Source organism: Vibrio sp. TRT 21S02 (genome assembly GCF_050113675.1).
In the GTDB taxonomy this organism is placed as follows: domain Bacteria; phylum Pseudomonadota; class Gammaproteobacteria; order Enterobacterales; family Vibrionaceae; genus Vibrio.
The window spans coordinates 26,258-45,889 of sequence record NZ_JBNJOI010000023.1 but is presented as its reverse complement, the minus strand read 5'-3'; the positions used below and the strand labels follow the sequence as shown (position 1 = coordinate 45,889).

The following is a 19,632-nucleotide window of genomic DNA, read 5'->3' as shown; positions in this document are numbered from 1 at the left end:
TGGTTGAAAGCACCGGTCTTGAAAACCGGCATACGTTAATAGCGTATCTAGGGTTCAAATCCCTATCTCTCCGCCACTATTAAAGAAGCCCGCTAGTTATCTAGCGGGTTTTTTTCTATTTGTTACACAGAAAAGAGGAAGAACTATAGGAAGGGTTCATTGCAGTAAGGCTAAAAATGTTGGCAGGTAAAGGAGTTTAAGACAGCAGCCGAAGTTCGTGAGTCTGTTAGCCGTTAATCCCTACCTATTCGTGATTATTCCCATCCCAGCATGTTTATCAGTAGTATTGCTGGTAGATAGCTTCGGTTTCCCCACTTTCTTTCATCTGCAGTAAAACTTGCATCATTTTATATGCTAAAGAAGCTTCTTCGAGTTTAGTTGGGAAGTTATTTGGACTGAAGTTACCGTTCTGGTCAAAGTCTAAATTAGGCTGTTCTTTAAAGTGAACTGATTGGCGAGAAAAACCAAGGTAGATAGGCTCAACACCACCGCAACAATTAGGATGCACTTGAATGTCTTCGATGTGATGTGTTTTTAAGTAAAAAAGCAATGATGTACGATTGTAGATATAAAAATCGCCTCGTTTTTTTCTTAGAAAACCAATTGCTTTGGCAATGGACATATCAGGAACCGTGTATATCTTGACGTTTTCCAAGTTTCTTACGAAATCAGGAGAGCCTAAAGCTTGTAAGATAGTATACCCCTCTAGTTGTTTGAGAGCGGTGATCTGAGGAAGGTCTTGGCGAGATATACCGATCTCTCCACCAGGAAACCCATTTTCAATATAAAACGTATAATTGGCTCTGGCTTCATTGAAGTTGAATCCGGGGTAGAAGTCTATATCGCCATCTTGTAGCTGCTTTAAAATACGTTTCTTAGGGCCTCTTATTATGTTTAATTCACACCCTAGCTTTTCAGCAACTAATTGATAGAAATGCTTGTAGAGTCCGTTGTTGTTGGGTGCTGCTGCGATAAGGGGAGCACGATCGCTAGTGCGGTAACCCATTGTTAGCGTACAGCTGTAGGTGTAAAAAGGAACAAGAGAAGATATAAGTAACATACCCCAAAAAACCGCTTTAGCAGGCATTCTCAACTCTCCTAAGAAAATGAGATCTCTTACAGCTTAGTTGATGAAGTACTACTCTGTTTGGTTGATGGCGGTAATAAAAAAGCCGACAACGGTGTGTCGGCTAATCATGGTTGCTAGTGTCGCGTTATTTTCGATTCGCCACTTTTTCTCTTAGAGCTTGTTTTTCGGCTTCAGAAATAAAGGCCAGTTCTAAACCATTTATTTGTGCTTGACGTATTTGAGCTTGAGACAGCCCAGCTTGTGGGGCTGCAACTTCATATTCGAAAGGCAACTCGATTCCTTCTACTGCAGGATCATCCGTATTTAAACAAGCTAAAACACCGTGCTCTAGGAACTGTTTTAATGGATGATTTTCTAAAGACTCTACAGTGCTTGTTTGGAAGTTAGAAGTTAAGCAAGATTCAATACCAATACGGTTTTCTGCCAGATAATCCATTAGCTTTGGATCGTGGATTGCTTTGACGCCATGGCCAATACGTGTTGCACCAAGCTCTTGAATGGCTTGCCACATACTTTCAGCACCAGCGGCTTCACCGGCATGGACGGTAACACTTAGGCCAGCATCCTTGACTTGCTTGAAGTGAGTCACAAAGCGTTCGCCAGGTTGACCGAGTTCGTCACCCGCTAAGTCAACAGCTACAATCTTATCTTTTTGAGTCAGAATTGCATCAAGCTCTTGCTGACAAGCATCTGTACCAAACGTACGGCTCATAATACCGATAAGATTCGCTTTGATACCAAAATCACGCATACCCGCTTGTACGCCATCAACTACGGCTTCTACAACACCTTCGACAGGGAGGTTGTGTTTCATTGCCATGTAATAAGGTGAAAATCGAAGTTCAGCATAATCGATTTGCGCGTTAAGTGCGTCTTCCACGTTTTCATAAGCTACGCGGCGACATGCATCTAAATCTCCAAGAACCGCAACTCCCCAGTCTAATTTAGATAGAAATGCGACCAGCGATGGCTCAGCCTCTACGATTTGAACGTAAGGGGTTAAGGATTCAACATCGTAAGCAGGTAACGAGACACCAAACTTTTGGCCGAGTTCTAAAATAGTTTGAGTTCGAATGTTTCCGTCAAGGTGACGGTGAAGATCCGTTAGTGGCAAGTTTTTGGTTATCATTATAGTAATTCCATTATGTGACTTTCGCTAAGTATAAGAATCATAGACAAGAGTGTCAGTAGGATGAGCACAGAAAAACAGCAATCTATGATGATTTTGAATTCATGTTTACCAAATCTGTTGGCCATTCATCAAAAGGTACTGGACGACTATAAAGAAACCCTTGTCCTTGAGGACAATTGAGTTGTTTAAGCATTTGCGCTTGTTCTATGGTTTCTATACCTTCGGCAACCAGATCAACTTTTAAACTTTTAGTGATATTAATGATCGCGGCAACGATGGATGTATCGAGTGTTGCCTGCTCAAGTTTAGTGACAAATGTCCGATCGATTTTTAAACAGTCAAAAGGAAGTTTATGAAGGTAAGCGAGTGAGCTGTAACCCGTACCAAAATCGTCAATAGCAATATGGACGCCTAAATCTCGAATTAATTGCATATTACGAATGGTGATTTGATCGTTGTCGACGATGCGAGATTCGGTAATTTCAAGCGTTAGGTTTTTAGAGTGTAACCCTGTTTCAGCTAAGGTTTTTTGTAACATAGGAATGAAATCAGGTTGCGATAGCTGGTTTACTGACAGATTGACGTGAAGGTGAAAATCTTCCGACCATTTGCCTTCTCGGATCCCGCGTACGGTATCAAAACATGCTTGATATAGGATCTGCTCACCAATAGCACCAATCAACCCACTCTCTTCCGCGATAGGAATGAATTCTAATGGGGACACCAGCCCCGCATGGGGCGATATCCAGCGTGCTAGCGCTTCAGAACCGATGACTTCACCAGTATGCAGGTTGATTATGGGTTGATAAAACGGAACGAACTCTTTGAGTTCTAATGCGTCTTTAATTTTTGCCTGCATACGAGTGCGTTGGCGTGAAACATCCGCCATTTCTGGTTTGTAAAAACTGATTCCGGCTATATCTCGCTTGGCATTACTCAGTGCAATACTGCCATTGCGCAGCCATAACGTCATATTCGGAGCGCTATCTTCATAGACAATACCAATCGATACGCTCACAACAATGTTTTCTTTCTCCATATTAAATGGCGAAGCAAACATTTGTTTAATACGCCTTGCTGTGCCTGTTACTTCTTCATGAGGGGGGCACTTAGCAAGGTAAATGGCAAACTCATCACCGCCAATCCGTGCGATGTAACATTGGTCATTGAAGAGCTGTTTAAGGCGTTCGGAGATGATGATTAGAAGCTGATCCCCGCGATAGTGACCGAGGCTGTCGTTGATATCACGGAATTTGTTGATCCCGACTAACATGAGGCATCCGTTGAGAGAATCGAGACGATCACAGGTATCGATCATCCCTTCACGACTATATAGTGAGGTAAGGGAATCGTACAAAAGCTGAGAACGTAAAGCTTTAAATGATGCTTTCAGATTGTTGGCCATTTCATTAAAAGCAGACACGAGCATCGAAGTTTCATAGATATGTCCTGGCTTGGGCATATGGCTGTCCCAGTCCCCATTGGCTAAGTGTTTAGCTGCTGTGGCTGTCGAGGTGATCGGCGCAACAATACGGTTAAAAGCCAGTAATCCGATTAAAATTCCGATAAAGCCGGCAAAAGAACCTACGATCCAACTATTTCGCTGGCTTTCGGGAAGGGCTCCTAATAAATCTGCCTCGGAAATTGCCACACCAATATACCAAGTTAGGCCATATTCATCTTGGTATGGTGTGATGTGATGAAAGAAGCGTTCTCCATCGTGTTTTAGATTGAACCGATGAAGGGGGGCGGCTAAATCTAGCTGATTTTGCTCTATATAATATGCACTTTGCTGAATTATAGGGTGGGTACTTTCATTGGCGAGCAGTCGCTCTCCTTTTTGACTATGTGGTGTTCCCCAGGAGACAACGCTTCCATCGGTTGAATGCGCAACGAGACGTTTGTTTTTATCGAATAGATAAATCACAGCATGAGTTTGTTGCTGTTGCTTTCGAAGGAAGGCATTGAAGGTATCAATTTTGACGTCTGTGACGACAACCCCTTGAAACTTATCAGAGTAGAAAACGGGAGTTAGCGCTGAGAGTGTGATTTCCTGACGTTCATCAACGTTGGTGTAGATGGAAGACCACATCGGTTTCAGGCTTTGCGCTACAGGGGCGTACCATGGACGGATTCGTGGGTCATAGCCTTCCACCACCGAACGGATATCCTGACTGACTTCTCTTCCTCGATAGATAACCAACTTATTTTGGGTTCGGTCATCTTGTATCATTAAGGTATAGCCTTTGTTCGCTTCTTTTCTAAAGCCAATGTATTCCGTCCCTTCTCCACCGAAACCGACAACATCAAGCTGTGGGATCGTGCGATAGAGATCATCAAAGCTAGTTAAAAAATACGATTGGATGTCAGAGGTATCCCCCCGCTGATAGAGGCGGTTGAAACCGATACTATGGCTTAAAGCGAGGCTTGCGTTGAAAGGTTTGTCGAGGAAGGTATGCAATTCCAGTTCAACATTGTGGGTAAGGGCGCTGAGTTGTTTGGTACTGATATCTTGTACCATCTCCTCATAGCTGCTTTTTTGTACAGCAACAATAATCCCTATTGTGATCATGAAAATGAACACAAACGGTAAAATAACGGCTGTTCTCAGCGTAATTTTATTGGATGCTGACATGCTGTTTCTTAAAAATACCCACCATTATGGCTGGTCAAAATAGCTGACCAGCGTGAATTCCATTTATATAACTAATGCACGGCGGTTTACATCCGTGTATGAATGGGGGTTAGTAGAGCTCTTTGAGTTTTCTTGTGAGTGTATTTCGACCCCATCCTAGTACTTTAGCGGCATCTTGCTTGTGACCTTTAGTATGTTCTAGTGCCGCTTCCAAAAGTATACGTTCAAATTCAGGAAGTGCATAAGAGAGCAACTCAGAATCTCCTTTTGATAGTGACTGACGTGCCCAGGTTGCTAGTTGTTGTTGCCAGCTATCATCACCGCTTGCGTTCAGCGATGGCTTTTCCTGTAGGAGCTCAGGAGGTAAGTCTGCAGGAAGAACTTCACTGCCGCTTGCCATGACGGTTAGCCATCGACAGGTGTTCTCTAGCTGACGTACATTTCCGGGCCATTCAAGCTGCGTCAATGATTCAATGGTTGAAGGGTGGAGTGTTTTGATATCCACACCAAGCTCTTCTGCCGCTAAAGCTAAGAAGTGCAATGTAAGCTTTTCGATGTCTTGTCGTCTTTCGCGTAATGCTGGAATATGAATGCGTATCACATTGAGGCGATGAAAAAGATCTTCTCGAAAGTCTCCCTTATGGACCAGCTTTTCGAGGTTTTGGTGTGTGGCTGCGACAATTCGCACATCGACCTGAATAGGGGAATGGCCACCCACACGATAAAATTGTCCGTCAGCGAGAACTCTTAGCAGTCGAGTTTGAATATCCAGTGGCATGTCACCAATTTCATCGAGAAACAGCGTGCCACCATTGGCTTGTTCAAAGCGTCCTTGGCGAATACTGTTCGCTCCAGTAAATGCCCCTTTTTCATGACCAAACAGCTCAGATTCAATAAGATCTTTTGGAATTGCAGCCATATTAAGAGCAATAAATGGCTTCTGGGCTCGAGGACTATGACGGTGTAAGGCTTGCGCGACCAATTCTTTACCTGTGCCGGACTCACCATTGATTAATACGGAAATTGATGAGCGCGAAAGGCGGCCAATAGCACGGAAAACTTCTTGCATTGCTGGTGCTTCACCGATGATTTCCGGTGCGGAATAGCCATCGTCTTCGAGCTCATTATGGCTGCGTTTTTGTTCTTGATTATGAGCAATGGCTCGTTCTACTAGAGTAAGCGTCTCATCGACATCAAAAGGCTTAGGTAGGTATTCAAATGCTCCTTGCTGATAAGCATTCACGGCAGCATCCAAGTCTGAATGGGCTGTCATGATGATGACGGGAAGTTCGGGAGAGCGAGCGTGCACCTGACTCAATAATTCAATCCCATCGATACCAGGCATCCGAATATCTGATACCAAGACATCGGGTGTTTCGCGCTCAAGAGCCAACAGTACGCTTTCTGCGTCTGAGAACGTATCACACTTAATATCAGCTGAAGATAAGGTTTTCTCCATTACCCAGCGAATTGAACTGTCATCATCAACGACCCAAACGTATCCTTTGCTCATGACCTTATTTTCCTTCCAACGTTATTTGTTTTTATTTAATCGGGAGATAGATTGTAAATGTGGTTTTTCCCGGCCAGCTTTCCACATCGATTTTCCCCTGATGCTGGTCAATCAAGTTTTGTGCAATGGATAACCCAAGTCCGGTTCCACCTTCACGGCCACTGACCATGGGGTAAAATAGAGTGTCCTGAAGCTCTGTGGGGATACCGGGCCCGTTATCCGTGATCTCTATGCGTGCTGCAAGTTTGCAGCGTTGACCATGAATAACGGCCTGATGCACTGTTCTGGTGCGCACCGTTATTTGTCCTTGTTCTTGCTGTTGTAATATCTGTCCGGCATTGCTGACGATATTCAAAAGGGCTTGTTCAATTTGATCCACATCTATCAATAGCTCAGGCAGGCTAGGGTCGTAATCTCGTTCAATCAAAACGCGATGACCAACTTCCAATTCAACCAATTGACGGACTTTTTCAAGTATAAGGTGCAGGTTTTCTGGTTGCTTCTTACCTGGACGCTGGGGTCCAAGAAGCCGATCTACGAGTGAGCGCAAGCGATCAGCTTGTTCAATAATGATCTGGGTGTATTCGGTAAGGGAAGGGTCAGGTAGCATACGTTCAAGTAATTGCGCTGCGCCACGCAGGCCCCCTAACGGATTTTTGATTTCGTGGGCTAGCCCTCTAACCAGTAATTTTGCCGCTTGTTGCTGAGCGTGTTGATTCAGCTCTTGGGACAGTCGTCTTTGCTGGCCAATTTTTCTCATCTCAACCAACAACATCAGCTCTTTGTTCCATGAAATTGGGCTAACTGTAACTTCAAGCATCAGTGGTTTGCCATCAACCACAAAAGTGACATCACTGTCCGTGATACTTTGGCCGCTTTGTAGCGGCTGTGATAGCAATGCTAAATCCATTGAAGCATGCTGAATGAGGTTCGACAGAGGTTGGTCTACTATGCGTTTGACACTTTGGGAAAACAGCTGCTCTGCGGAAGGGTTGGCGTATTTAACTTGAAGAGGTTCATTCATGATCAGGATCGCAGTGACCTGATTGTCCAATATTATGCTGTTTAGATCGTTGCTCACCATCAGGCATCCCACTCGCTACTTAAATGAATTGCAGTGCACCAAAATGGTGCAAGTACAATTTAAGTATGGCGCATAGACTGAGCAAGCAAAAGCAATTCTTGATGTAAGTTAGCGCTTTTTCAGATAGGTATCGCTATTTCACGCTAGCTCGCTGCAGGTGCACCGTTATTGGAGAGGACGATGCAATAAGCTTGCCGTCTCTAATTACCTGAATAGCAAAGATATGGGTACCTCGATCGACATTTTTGAGCTCCCATGTCGGTTGGTTGATTGGCGCACCATATTTACGACCGTCCATGATCAGTTGAAGTTGTTCTCCGATAGCAAGCTTACGATTAATTTCACCATTAATCATTAGGCGGCCAGCGTTGCTGCGAATCGCACTATCGTGCTCAGGGGAGGCAATAGATACAGAGATTAGCTGAGTAGACTTCTCATTATTAACATGGCTATCTTCTGTACTTGGTTCTTGTACTGGCTCTGAGTGTTCAAACTCAGGTGCCGGTGCTGGGCTATCGTATTTTGGTAAGTTGAGGGCTTTGGCTTTCTGCGCTTGAGGAGAATCACTAAAATGTATCGTCCCGTTATCATCCACCCATGTATAAACCGTTTGAGCTTGAACAGCCGCGGTATAGATCAGCGTTAAGCCTAATAGAAAAGGGGGGAATTTCATTGCTGCAGTCCTCTTAGAAACAATGCCTAGTCTATATTAATCGTAGAGACGAGAGGACGATATATGAAAAAGGCCCGCCTGCGAGGCGAGCCTTATATTTATGTAACGTGTTAAACGTTGTACAACATCGATTCTTATACAGAGTAGTAAAGTTCGAACTCTAGTGGGTGAGTTGTCATGTTTACTTTCTCTACATCTTGAGACTTAAGGTCGATGTAAGAGTCAATGAAGTCATCAGAGAATACGCCACCAGCTGTTAGGAACTCACGGTCAGCGTCTAGGCACTCTAGTGCTTCTTTTAGTGAGTAAGCTACTGTTGGGATTTCTGCTGCTTCTTCTGCAGGTAGGTCGTACAGGTCTTTATCCATCGCCTCGCCAGGGTGGATCTTGTTCTTAATACCGTCAAGACCAGCCATTAGCATTGCTGCGAAACATAGGTATGGGTTCGCTGATGGGTCACCGAAACGTAGCTCGATACGACGTGCTTTCGGGCTTGGTACCACTGGAATACGGATAGAAGCGCTGCGGTTACGTGCAGAGTATGCAAGCATAACAGGCGCTTCGAAACCAGGTACAAGACGCTTGTACGAGTTCGTTGATGCGTTAGCAAATGCGTTGATTGCTTTAGCGTGCTTGATAACACCACCGATGTAGTAAAGTGCCATTTCAGATAGGCCGCCGTACTTGTCACCCGCGAATAGGTTAACACCGTCTTTCGCTAGAGATTGGTGAACGTGCATACCAGAACCGTTGTCGCCAACGAGTGGCTTAGGCATGAATGTCGCTGTTTTACCAAACGCGTGAGCAACGTTGTGTACTACGTATTTGTAAACCTGAATTTCATCCGCTTTAGCTGTTAGCGTGTTGAAACGAGTTGCGATTTCGTTCTGACCCGCAGTCGCTACTTCGTGGTGGTGCGCTTCTACAACTTGGCCCATCTCTTCAAGGATTAGACACATTGCAGAGCGGATGTCTTGAGAAGAGTCAACCGGTGCTACTGGGAAGTAACCGCCTTTAACGCCAGGACGGTGGCCTTTGTTACCACCTTCGTAGTCAGAACCTGTGTTCCAAGCTGCTTCTACGTCATCGATTTTGAAGAAAGAACCTGACATGTCAGTTGCGAACTTAACATCGTCAAATAGGAAGAACTCTGGCTCTGGACCAACAAGAACAGTATCTGCGATACCAGTTGCACGTAGGTAGTCTTCAGCACGTTTAGCGATTGAGCGAGGGTCACGGTCGTAGCCTTGCATTGTTGCAGGCTCAAGAATATCACAACGGATGTTTAGTGTTGCGTCTTCTGTGAATGGGTCAAGAACGGCAGATGCTGCGTCAGGCATCATTACCATGTCAGATTCGTTGATACCCTTCCAGCCAGCAACTGAAGAACCATCGAACATCTTACCTTCTTCAAAGAAGTCTGCGTCCACTTGGTGAGCAGGGATAGATACGTGCTGCTCTTTACCTTTTGTATCTGTAAAACGTAGGTCAACAAACTTAACTTCGTTTTCTTGGATCAGCGATAAAACGTTTTCTACTGACATCTTGGATAACCTCCAGTGTTATTAAAGCGGTTTTGCTTGATTTGATGGAATCTAGCATTGATTAAGTTGATTTCATTGATATTAATCGATGCTAAATTTACTTAAGCCAAAACCATGCCAAAAAATAAAATCCTTATAAATCATCTTGTTGTTTGTTTTTGTCAATAAAAACGATACTAATTTGCACCAAAATGATCTAGCTATGCACTGTTATGGTGCAAATGGCTTTGAGTGCACCATAATGAAACAGAAAGCGTATACCATTCAGCCTTGGATGTGTTGTGTTGTCAATCGCGATTTCTGACAAGTTGATCCGAGTTTGTCGTAAAATATGTTTACGGAAATACGAAAAAAGCACAGAAAAGCTCAGGGATAGATCACATATTTCTAGGTTTTTCGCTAAAATCTGGTACATTATTGGCCGTTTTTTTAATCAAAGTAAGTGTGGCCTTAAGCACTAATGCAGACAGGCGGCACTTCTCCTATCGAGTGAATCAAATCCATGGCTACTCCACAGATTGATAAATTAAGAAATATCGCGATTATCGCGCACGTTGACCACGGTAAAACAACATTGGTTGACAAGCTGCTTCAGCAATCAGGTACGCTTGAGTCTCGCGGTGAAGCGGAAGAGCGAGTCATGGACTCGAACGACATTGAAAAAGAGCGTGGTATTACCATTCTTGCTAAGAACACAGCAATTAACTGGAACGATTACCGCATCAACATCGTAGATACTCCGGGACACGCGGACTTCGGTGGTGAAGTTGAACGTATCATGTCGATGGTAGACTCTGTTCTGCTTATCGTTGACGCGGTTGACGGCCCAATGCCACAAACGCGTTTCGTAACGCAAAAAGCTTTTGCTCACGGCCTAAAGCCAATTGTTGTTATCAACAAGATTGACCGTCCAGGTGCTCGTCCTGACTGGGTTATGGATCAAGTGTTCGATCTATTTGATAACCTAGGTGCAACTGATGAACAGCTAGACTTTAAAGTGGTTTACGCTTCTGCACTAAACGGTTGGGCTTCTTTAGAAGAAGGTGAAACTGGCGAGAACATGGAACCATTGTTCCAGACAATCGTTGACCAAGTTGCAGCTCCTGAAGTTGACCTCGATGGTCCACTACAAATGCAAGTCTCTCAGCTAGACTACAGCTCTTACGTTGGTGTTATCGGTGTCGCTCGTGTGACTCGTGGTAGCGTTAAACCAAACCAACAAGTCACCATCATTGGTGCAGACGGTAAAACACGTAACGGTAAAGTCGGCACAGTGATGGGCTACCTTGGTCTTGAGCGCCACGATGTGGAACAAGCGACTGCTGGCGATATCATCGCGATCACTGGTCTTGGTGAGCTAAAAATCTCTGATACTATCTGTGCACAAAACGCTGTAGAAGCGCTACCTGCACTATCAGTAGATGAACCTACGGTAACAATGACCTTCCAAGTAAATACCTCTCCATTCGCGGGTAAAGAAGGTAAGTTCGTGACTTCACGTAACATCCTTGAGCGTCTAGAGAAAGAGCTGGTACACAACGTTGCCCTACGCGTAGAGCAAACGGACGATCCAGATAAATTCCGCGTATCAGGCCGTGGTGAACTTCACCTATCTATCCTGATCGAAAACATGCGTCGTGAAGGCTTCGAGCTTGCTGTATCTCGTCCAGAAGTAATCATCAAAGAAGAAGATGGTCAGCTAATGGAACCGTTTGAGACAGTAACTATCGACGTGATGGAAGAGCACCAAGGCGGCATCATGGAGAACATCGGTCTGCGTAAAGGTGAGCTGAAAGACATGGCACCAGACGGTAAAGGTCGTGTGCGTATGGACTTCGACATGCCTTCTCGTGGTTTGATCGGTTTCCAAACTGAATTTATGACGCTGACTTCTGGTTCTGGTCTTCTTTACCATACATTTGACCACTACGGCCCACACAAAGGCGGTGAAATTGGTCAACGTAATAACGGCGTTCTGATCTCTAACGGTGCTGGTAAAGCTCTGACAAACGCTCTGTTTAACTTGCAGGAGCGTGGTCGTCTATTCATCGGTCACGGTGTTGAAGTTTATGAAGGTATGGTGATCGGTATTCACAGTCGTGATAACGACCTAACGGTTAACCCGCTTAAAGGTAAGCAGCTAACTAACGTTCGTGCTTCTGGTACGGATGATGCGCAGGTTCTTACTCCGCCAATCATCATGACACTAGAGCAAGCGCTAGAATTCATTGATGACGACGAGCTAGTAGAAGTCACACCTGAAAGCATCCGTATTCGTAAGAAGTTCCTAACAGAGAACGATCGTAAACGTGCTTCACGCGGTAGCAAATAACTCAACTGAGTGAATTAAAAAGGCGAGAGGTCACCCCTCTCGCCTTTTGTTTATCTGGAGAAAAGTGATGCAGCCTGTGATTATTTCTGGTGGACCGGGTGCGGGGAAAACCACTTTGCTTGAAGCCCTTGCTAAACGTGGTTATCCGACATTTTCTGAAGTGCCAAGAATGCTGATTGAGCAGCAATCAAGCATAGAAGGTGGGATTTTACCTTGGCATGATCTGCCGGGTTTTGCTCATCTTTGTCTCGTCGCGATGGAGCAACAAAAGCAGTTAGCCAGTCAGCATACGCTCGCTTTTTTAGATCGGGCCGTACCGGATATCTGTGGTTATTTGTCTTTGGCTCAACATACAATTGATCCCGCTTACCTAGAAGCCAGTAAAGGGTACCATCCCGTGGTGTTCTTCTGTGCTCCAGAGCGAAGCATATATGTACAAGATGAGGTTCGCCCGTACCCTTTTGACCAAGCGATGGCGATCCACCATGCCTTAATACAGACTTACCAACAGCAGGGGTATGAGGTGTGTGAGGTGCCTTTTATGGCTGTAGCGGAGCGAGTGGCGTTTGTACTGTCACAGCTAGATCAAAAAAGCGCCTGATTAACAGGCGCTTTTATCGTGACTAAACCGAATTATTTTTGATTAAGCTTGTTAAGAAACTTATCGGATTCTGCAATCGCAGCGTTCATCTGAGTGATCGCGTGTTGAATATCACGCTCTAGTAGCGAAAACTCGCCTTTTAGCGAACCAATCGCGCTAGCGTTAAGGTTATGCTTTAAGAACAAGGTATTGTCACGCAGTGTATCCAGAACGGGTGTCATTTTCTTTTCTGCACGTTTCATGGCAGCCAGCATATTGTTGTATGACACTTTGGTTTCACGCAATTTTTGCTCGCTTGAACGACGAAGTTTTGCGTTTGAGTACATTTCGAGCTCGTCCTGCCATTCTTCAAACAGCGCTTCAGAGACATCTTCAATTGCAGCAATGCGATCGCGAACATCTTGTGCCGCTTTTTCACTGTCTTTGTATTGGCCATCGATCTTGTTGTAAACCGATTCCAGTTCACCACCTTGGAAGTTAGTCACTGCAGATAGCGCTTCCAAAGCACTTGAGAATTGTTCTTGTGCGTCTTGTTGTGACTCTTTGGCATCCTCTACACGATCAACCATAATGTCACGTTTGTGGTAACCAACTTGTTCCATAGCGGAATAGTAGGCCGACTGACAGCCTGTTAAAGTAAAAATAGATAAGGCAATGGCCAGTAAGTAAGGCATGTTGATTTCCTTTGCATTAATATAGTGCGGTTAGAATGGCTTAGATAATGGGGAGATACAAGTTGAAAAATGCAGCGATAACGAGACAAACCATGCAATTCTTTCGTTATTTATTGACCAGAATGAATCATGACCGCGTAAACGTTAATGCGGGTTATTTAGCCTATATTACGCTGCTTTCCATCGTACCGATGTTGACGGTATTACTGTCGGTACTTTCATCGTTTTCAATCTTTGCTAATGCGGGTGATGTGATCCAAGATTTTGTCATTACGCACTTTGTGCCTGCAGCGGGAGATGCTGTGAAAACTGCATTGGCTGAGTTTGTTGCCAATACAGGCAAAATGACGGCAGTTGGTGGTGGTTTCTTATTTGTTGCGGCGCTGATGCTGATTTCCAATATTGATAAGAACTTAAATTACATCTGGCGAGTTCAGCACAAACGTCGAGCCGTGTTTTCTTTTTCAATGTACTGGATGGTATTGACGCTTGGTCCCATTTTAGTGGGCACCAGTATTGCAGCAACGTCATACGTAACTTCTCTGCAGGTACTAAATAGTGAGGCGATATCTGGAGCGTACAATTTACTGTTGCGCTGGCTACCTTTAATTCTATCGTTGTTTGCATTTATGGGGTTGTACTTATTAGTACCAAACAAAAAGGTTCAGGTTTCGCATGCAGCGATTGGTGCATTGATTGCGGCACTGCTATTTGAGCTAAGTAAAAAAGGGTTTGCGGCTTACATTACTCAGTTCCCTTCATACCAGTTAATCTATGGTGCGTTGGCGGCGATCCCTATCTTGTTTGTTTGGGTATATCTGTGCTGGCTGATCGTTTTGGTTGGTGCGGAAGTCACGGCAGCACTTGGCGAACGTGAACACTGGAGTCCTAAGCCTGAAGTGATACACTCGGTGCCAGAAAGTATTGAAGTCAAAGAGGAAAGTAGTAGTGATAGCTTTGATCCAACGAGTAAGTGAGGCAGCGGTTCGTGTCGATGGTGAAGTGGTTGGCGAGATAGACAAAGGTCTACTTGTTTTACTCGGCGTTGAAAAAGACGATGATGAAGCCAAAGCGAAACGTTTAATGGAGCGCGTGACGACTTATCGAGTCTTTGAAGATGATGAAGGCAAGATGAACCTGAATGTTCAGCAAGTTGATGGGAAAGTGTTGGTTGTTTCTCAGTTCACATTGCCCGCAGACACAAAGAAAGGTACGCGTGCTGGATTCTCTCGTGGTGCGCACCCAGCGGATGCAGAACGTCTTTACAACTACTTTTCAGATCAATGTGAACAGGTGTTACCGACCCAGCGAGGTCAGTTTGCTGCGGATATGAAAGTGTCGTTGGTGAATGATGGCCCTGTGACTTTCTGGTTGCAGGTGTAAGAATTCCTCTAAGCTTATCAAGAGAGAAACATTTAAGGAGAGTCGTTAGCACTCAATGGTGCTGACGGACAGGGAAGAGAGTCATGTTTAAACTGATAACGCCTAAAACGGATAACCAGCTCAACAAGTATTACCACTTTCGATGGCAAATGCTTCGTGAGCCGTGGCGCATGCCTATTGGTTCTGAGCGCGATGAATATGATCCGATGAGCCACCACCGCATGATTGTGGATGGTCGTGGACGGCCGATAGCCATCGGTCGCCTATACATTACTCCTGATTGTGAAGGGCAAATCCGTTATATGGCTGTTAAAGGGACACGCCGTAGTAAAGGAATGGGATCATTAGTGCTGGTGGCACTTGAATCTTTAGCGCGGCAGGAAGGGGCAAAGCGCTTGGTGTGTAATGCACGGGAAGATGCGATCTCTTTTTACGAAAAAAATGGGTTTGATCGCCGTGGTGAGCTAACGGATGAGCGGGGACCGGTTCGTCATCAGCAGATGGTTAAACCATTAGATCCGATGGCGAATGTATTGCGCAACCCTGAGTGGTGTGCTGAGCTTCAGGAGCGGTGGGAGCATCAAATCCCAATCAGTGACAAGATGGGGATTAAAATTAACCAATACACAGGTTACCAGTTTGAATGTGGTGCTCAGCTTAATCCTAACCTGAATCCACACAACACTATGTTTGCTGGTTCAGCCTTTACGTTAGCGACACTAACAGGGTGGGGTATGACGTGGCTACTGATGAAAGAGCGCGGATTGAATGGCGATATTGTACTGGCAGACAGCCAGATCCGTTATCGACATCCAGTGACTCAAAACCCCGTCGCTTCAACCTCTTTAGATGGCATCAGTGGTGACTTAGATCGCTTGGCATCGGGGCGCAAAGCTCGAATTGCCATTCACGTCACTATCTATAGTGGTGATGTCGCAGCGGTTGAATTCATCGGTACGTATATGTTGTTACCCAACTATCAGGAAGTACTGGGAGATCCAGCCTCCGAGTGATCCTCACCTTTAGGAGCGGCTGGCGGATGAGTGGCTGCTTTTGGTGATGGTTTTATGGGAAGCGCCTTAATTATGGGCGCTTCTTTCATTTGAGCCGCGTCGGAGTGTTTCGTGGCTTCAGGAGTAACAATGTGGGTTGGTGGACGTTTTGATTGGCAAAGTGGCACATAATCAGTTTCACCGGTTAAAAGATTTGTGGTGAGCTTTTGACAGCGCCCTCTCGCTTTTATTTCTGCCTGTATCTGCTCTGGTTGGGCAAAATCGCCGTCAACATTAAACCTTACCGATTCGTCGCGATAATTGGGTTGTTTGAGCTCAAAACGTCCTCTGTCTAGCATCAATGCGACGGCATCGACAGCAAATTTTTCTGCAGGGTAGGTTTGATATTGCCACTGGCTATCGCGAAGGCTTAAGCGGGCAGATCCGGAGACTGAGTGAGCGAACATGGAATAATCACCTGCTAGCCCTTTCACATCGAGTTCTAATTCGCTCATGCCATTGAGTTGCAGGTCGGTATCTTTTATCAATTTTGGCAATAATGGTAGGCCATCAGCGTGTAAGGTGAGCTGCCACGGTGCGCTCGTCTTGCTGCGATCCCATTGCCCCGTTGCATCGATATACCCTTCTTGCAAAGGAACAAAGAAACGTTCGAGGGCCCATTTCCCATCATCGGCGTTCATCGTGATGACGGCTTGTGAACTGATCAAATTATCAATGCTGGCACTGTTTGCCGTTAGTTCAAACTGACCATGCCATAAGCCAAGGCGCCCATTTTGTATCATGGTTAAATCTGTACCTTCGGCATTGACGCCGGAGAGTTGCCAATGAGGTTGCTGTTCGAGGTTGATCCACTGACTGTTGTTGATGTCTAGTTTTGTGATTGAGAGTTGCTCAAGAGGTTGAATGGCACGACCTAGTTGATGCAAATCCTTTTCGGTGTTGTCCAACCATTTAATACCTGTCGCGACAAATTGATCGAGCAGCACTGCATTGGGCTTTAGCTTGCCAGCTAACTGAATACTGCCCTGATTAAAATCACTGTTAAACTCTTCAATCTCGATCTGATTCGGTGTTAGGGCTAACTTGCCACTGGCTTCGATCAGTTGCATCTCATGATAGCTGAGCGCATCAGCGTTAAAAGATAAGTAGCCTTGGTTTTGCTGCCACAATGGTTTTGTTAAATCGATATTCTCAAGCGAAAGGTCCATGTTTTCAGCTCGTAAGGCTTGGGTAGACAGATTGCCTCGTAAGACATCTAAGCTATTCACGTGCGTCACAGTAGGTGCATACTGACGCAATTTGTGCCATATCGATAACTGTTCAATCGGCTGAGTTAGGTCGAGTTGGTTTATCGTGACGTTAATCAAAGACCAGTCAGTGCCGAGCTGTTCGCCCTGTCCCGATACTTTCGCTCCTTGCCAAAGAAAAGAGGCACCATAAACCGTACTGTCACTTGCCTGATAATCGGCATCGATCAGAATCTGGTTCAGAGCTTCGCCATATAAGTACAATTGGGTAGCTGAGAACTGAATGTCACCATACGGTAACCACTGCGAGCGAGTTAACCAGACCGGTTTATTGATCTGGAGTTTGGCATTCGTAACTGACCATGACTTTGTCTCAACATTCAGGCGCTCAAAAGCGAGCTGGTGGATCAAGATGGAGTTTGGTGCTTTTAAGCGGAGCTGTTGTTCGCTAAGTGTTGTCCCTTCAATAAGTACAGAGTCTAAACTCAGTTTGTTTTGTTGCAGTGGCCGTTGGCTTACCCAAATCGTCACCCGGGGTAGCGTTATGGACGCTGAGCTCTGTTTAATCGTGACGTTATCTAAGGTGAGCTGCTGTGGGAATTGATAGGTTGCTTTCTCAGCAGAGACATTTGAGTAGCCACTGAATGATAGCGCCTGATTGACTGCTTGAGTCGCATAAGGGCTATGCATGACACCAAACAAGACGAGTATGGTAATGCATAGCAGGGCGAAAAGAAGAATAAGCAGTTGCAGCAGTTTTCTCATGATAAACGCAGTCGTCAGAAGGTGGGTAAATGACAGCAATAATGTTGGATAGAGTGAAACATTTTGCGTGCACTCGCAATAAAAAGCCCCTCAAATGAGGGGCTAAAGGTATTATTTACTAGTGAAGTCACTTAATCGAGCTGTGGACCCGCTGCGATTAACGACTTCCCTTCTGCATTGTCGGTGTACTTATCAAAGTTATTGATGAAGCGTTGCGCCAAGTCTTTCGCCTTACTCTCCCATTGAAGTGGATCAACATAAGTGTCGCGAGGGTCAAGAATGCTTGGGTCGACATCATGTAATGCAGTCGGCACTTCCAAATTAAAAATTGGAATGTGTTTGGTTTCAGCTTGCTCGATGGAACCATCTAGAATCGCATCAATAATCGCTCGCGTATCTTGAATTGAAATACGTTTGCCACTGCCATTCCAACCAGTATTCACCAAGTAAGCTTCTGCACCTGCAGCTTCCATACGTTTGACGAGAACTTCCGCATATTTGGTTGGGTGAAGCGTTAGGAACGCTGCCCCAAAACATGCAGAGAAGGTTGGTGTCGGCTCGGTAATACCACGTTCAGTACCTGCTAATTTTGCTGTGAAGCCGGATAAGAAATGGTATTTGGTTTGTTCAGGTGTCAGTTTAGACACAGGAGGTAAAACGCCAAATGCATCGGCTGATAGGAAGATCACTTTGTTTGCGTGACCACCTTTGGATACAGGTTTCACGATGTTGTCGATATGATGGAGCGGGTAAGACACGCGAGTGTTTTCTGTCTTAGAGCCGTCATCAAAGTCGATAGAACCATCGTTACGAACCGTGACGTTTTCTAGTAGCGCGTCACGACGAATAGCGTTGTAGATGTCAGGCTCTGCTTCTTTCGATAGCTTGATAGTCTTCGCGTAACAGCCGCCTTCGAAGTTGAATACACCATCATCATCCCAACCGTGCTCATCATCACCAATCAGTGCACGTTTAGGATCGGTAGATAGGGTGGTTTTACCTGTGCCAGAAAGGCCAAAGAAGATCGCCACATCACCATCTTTGCCCATGTTGGCACTACAGTGCATGGACGCGATTTCTTTGAGCGGTAGGAAGTAGTTCATCATCGCGAACATGCCTTTTTTCATTTCACCGCCGTACCAAGTACCGCCGATCAATTGCATGCGCTCTGTAAGGTTAAATACCGTGAAGTTTTCAGAGTTTAGGCCATGTTCTTCCCATTTCTGGTTAGTACATTTAGCGCCGTTCATTACCACAAAGTCAGGTTCGAAGGTTGCCAACTCTTCTTCGGTTGGGCGAATGAACATGTTTTTCACGAAATGTGCTTGCCAAGCCACTTCTGTGATCACTCTAATACTCAGGCGAGTGTCTGGGTTGGCACCACAATAACCATCAATCACAAACAAGCGTTTTCCTGAAAGTTGGCCTGTGACTAACTGTTTCAGATCACTCCAAACTTCTTGATTGATGGGTTTGTTATCATTTTTCACTGCATCTGATGTCCACCACATATGCTCTTGAGTCGTGGCATCTTTAACAATGTACTTATCTTTTGGTGAGCGTCCGGTAAAAATACCAGTATCAACAGCGACAGCGCCCAGCTCGGTTACTACGCCTTTTTCATAGCCTTCCAGATCAGCGCGAGTCTCTTCTTCGAACAGCATTTCGTAACTTGGGTTGCGTACAACCTCTTTTACGTTATGAAGCCCGTGTTTGGTAAGATCAATTGTTGCAGCCTTTGTATGTTCCATAACGGTCATAGGTGCTCCTTATAAGGATTTTTGTAGGGATTTTGTAATAATTTGTAATTTTTATCTGCTCACCATGCTAGCAACGGGTCTGAGAGAAAACAGGGATATAGCTCAAAAATTATCCATGATATTCGTGTGGTTTTAGGTAACCCGTCACATATTGGTTTAGTTATTTTATCGTGTGCGCAAAGCTTT

The 19,632-nt window shown here is 45.1% G+C and carries 15 protein-coding genes; 5 read left to right on the top strand and 10 right to left on the bottom strand.

Annotation, left to right across the window (positions count from 1 at the left end; translation table 11 throughout):
- Positions 1-277: 277 nt before the first annotated feature.
- The 7 genes from ACQEXU_RS19950 to glnA form a co-directional block, all read right to left on the bottom strand.
- On the bottom strand, positions 278-1,087 hold the full coding sequence (locus ACQEXU_RS19950) for a substrate-binding periplasmic protein (protein ID WP_427012039.1): 810 nt from the start codon (positions 1,085-1,087) through the stop codon (positions 278-280).
- A gap of 127 nt (positions 1,088-1,214) precedes the next feature.
- Positions 1,215-2,219: an adenosine deaminase gene (add, locus tag ACQEXU_RS19945; protein ID WP_427012038.1), complete on the bottom strand. Its 1,005-nt coding sequence runs from the start codon at positions 2,217-2,219 to the stop codon at positions 1,215-1,217.
- A gap of 85 nt (positions 2,220-2,304) precedes the next feature.
- Positions 2,305-4,857: an EAL domain-containing protein gene (locus ACQEXU_RS19940; protein WP_427012037.1), complete on the bottom strand. Its 2,553-nt coding sequence runs from the start codon at positions 4,855-4,857 to the stop codon at positions 2,305-2,307.
- A 109-nt stretch (positions 4,858-4,966) separates the two neighbouring features.
- Positions 4,967-6,370: a nitrogen regulation protein NR(I) gene (gene glnG, locus ACQEXU_RS19935; RefSeq protein WP_367987753.1), complete on the bottom strand. Its 1,404-nt coding sequence runs from the start codon at positions 6,368-6,370 to the stop codon at positions 4,967-4,969.
- A gap of 31 nt (positions 6,371-6,401) precedes the next feature.
- Positions 6,402-7,454 carry a nitrogen regulation protein NR(II) gene (gene glnL, locus ACQEXU_RS19930; RefSeq protein WP_427012036.1) on the bottom strand — a complete coding sequence of 351 codons (1,053 nt, stop codon included), beginning with the start codon at positions 7,452-7,454 and terminating at the stop codon, positions 6,402-6,404.
- A gap of 133 nt (positions 7,455-7,587) precedes the next feature.
- Entirely contained in the window at positions 7,588-8,127 is a 540-nt protein-coding gene (locus tag ACQEXU_RS19925) for a DUF4124 domain-containing protein (RefSeq protein ID WP_427012035.1), read from the bottom strand.
- 134 nt (positions 8,128-8,261) lie between these two features.
- On the bottom strand, positions 8,262-9,671 hold the full coding sequence (gene glnA / locus ACQEXU_RS19920; protein WP_005472535.1) for a glutamate--ammonia ligase: 1,410 nt from the start codon (positions 9,669-9,671) through the stop codon (positions 8,262-8,264).
- A 502-nt stretch (positions 9,672-10,173) separates the two neighbouring features.
- Here glnA and typA point away from each other — a divergent pair.
- Together typA and ACQEXU_RS19910 are read left to right on the top strand one after the other, a co-directional pair.
- Positions 10,174-12,003, top strand: a complete 1,830-nt coding sequence (gene typA / locus ACQEXU_RS19915; RefSeq protein WP_367987757.1) for a translational GTPase TypA — start codon at positions 10,174-10,176, stop codon at positions 12,001-12,003.
- 67 nt (positions 12,004-12,070) lie between these two features.
- Complete coding sequence (locus ACQEXU_RS19910) at positions 12,071-12,604, top strand: AAA family ATPase (protein WP_427012034.1); 534 nt, start codon at positions 12,071-12,073, stop codon at positions 12,602-12,604.
- A gap of 32 nt (positions 12,605-12,636) precedes the next feature.
- On the opposite strand, the gene ACQEXU_RS19905 is transcribed toward ACQEXU_RS19910, so the two are convergent.
- Entirely contained in the window at positions 12,637-13,278 is a 642-nt protein-coding gene (locus tag ACQEXU_RS19905) for a DUF2959 domain-containing protein (protein WP_427012033.1), read from the bottom strand.
- Between the two features lie 47 nt (positions 13,279-13,325).
- On the opposite strand from ACQEXU_RS19905, the gene ACQEXU_RS19900 reads away from it, so the two are divergent.
- From ACQEXU_RS19900 to ACQEXU_RS19890, 3 genes are all read left to right on the top strand, one after another.
- Positions 13,326-14,255: a virulence factor BrkB family protein gene (locus ACQEXU_RS19900; RefSeq protein ID WP_367987760.1), complete on the top strand. Its 930-nt coding sequence runs from the start codon at positions 13,326-13,328 to the stop codon at positions 14,253-14,255.
- The gene (gene dtd, locus ACQEXU_RS19895; RefSeq protein WP_367987761.1) at positions 14,227-14,661 is read left to right on the top strand and encodes a D-aminoacyl-tRNA deacylase; all 435 of its coding nucleotides are present in this window, start codon (positions 14,227-14,229) and stop codon (positions 14,659-14,661) included. The genes ACQEXU_RS19900 and dtd overlap by 29 nt, the downstream gene beginning before the upstream one ends.
- An 83-nt stretch (positions 14,662-14,744) precedes the next feature.
- Positions 14,745-15,674 carry a YiiD C-terminal domain-containing protein gene (locus tag ACQEXU_RS19890; protein WP_367987762.1) on the top strand — a complete coding sequence of 310 codons (930 nt, stop codon included), beginning with the start codon at positions 14,745-14,747 and terminating at the stop codon, positions 15,672-15,674.
- Here the strand turns inward: ACQEXU_RS19890 and ACQEXU_RS19885 are convergent.
- Complete coding sequence (locus ACQEXU_RS19885; protein ID WP_427012032.1) at positions 15,641-17,686, bottom strand: AsmA family protein; 2,046 nt, start codon at positions 17,684-17,686, stop codon at positions 15,641-15,643. The genes ACQEXU_RS19890 and ACQEXU_RS19885 overlap by 34 nt on opposite strands.
- A gap of 131 nt (positions 17,687-17,817) precedes the next feature.
- Complete coding sequence (gene pckA / locus ACQEXU_RS19880) at positions 17,818-19,446, bottom strand: phosphoenolpyruvate carboxykinase (ATP) (RefSeq protein WP_367987764.1); 1,629 nt, start codon at positions 19,444-19,446, stop codon at positions 17,818-17,820.
- Positions 19,447-19,632: the final 186 nt, after the last annotated feature.

Bases quoted from the DNA above. Each gene is read 5' to 3' on its own strand.
- glnG (WP_367987753.1), bottom strand. From the start codon at position 6,370: ATGAGCAAAGGATACGTTTGGGTCGTTGATGATGACAGTTCAATTCGC.
- ACQEXU_RS19925 (WP_427012035.1), bottom strand. From the start codon at position 8,127: ATGAAATTCCCCCCTTTTCTATTAGGCTTAACGCTGATCTATACCGCG.
- ACQEXU_RS19885 (WP_427012032.1), bottom strand. From the start codon at position 17,686: ATGAGAAAACTGCTGCAACTGCTTATTCTTCTTTTCGCCCTGCTATGC.
- ACQEXU_RS19940 (WP_427012037.1), bottom strand. From the start codon at position 4,857: ATGTCAGCATCCAATAAAATTACGCTGAGAACAGCCGTTATTTTACCG.
- ACQEXU_RS19890 (WP_367987762.1), top strand. From the start codon at position 14,745: ATGTTTAAACTGATAACGCCTAAAACGGATAACCAGCTCAACAAGTAT.
- glnL (WP_427012036.1), bottom strand. From the start codon at position 7,454: ATGGTGAGCAACGATCTAAACAGCATAATATTGGACAATCAGGTCACT.
- ACQEXU_RS19900 (WP_367987760.1), top strand. From the start codon at position 13,326: ATGGGGAGATACAAGTTGAAAAATGCAGCGATAACGAGACAAACCATG.
- ACQEXU_RS19905 (WP_427012033.1), bottom strand. From the start codon at position 13,278: ATGCCTTACTTACTGGCCATTGCCTTATCTATTTTTACTTTAACAGGC.
- add (WP_427012038.1), bottom strand. From the start codon at position 2,219: ATGATAACCAAAAACTTGCCACTAACGGATCTTCACCGTCACCTTGAC.
- pckA (WP_367987764.1), bottom strand. From the start codon at position 19,446: ATGACCGTTATGGAACATACAAAGGCTGCAACAATTGATCTTACCAAA.
- ACQEXU_RS19910 (WP_427012034.1), top strand. From the start codon at position 12,071: ATGCAGCCTGTGATTATTTCTGGTGGACCGGGTGCGGGGAAAACCACT.
- glnA (WP_005472535.1), bottom strand. From the start codon at position 9,671: ATGTCAGTAGAAAACGTTTTATCGCTGATCCAAGAAAACGAAGTTAAG.
- typA (WP_367987757.1), top strand. From the start codon at position 10,174: ATGGCTACTCCACAGATTGATAAATTAAGAAATATCGCGATTATCGCG.
- ACQEXU_RS19950 (WP_427012039.1), bottom strand. From the start codon at position 1,087: ATGCCTGCTAAAGCGGTTTTTTGGGGTATGTTACTTATATCTTCTCTT.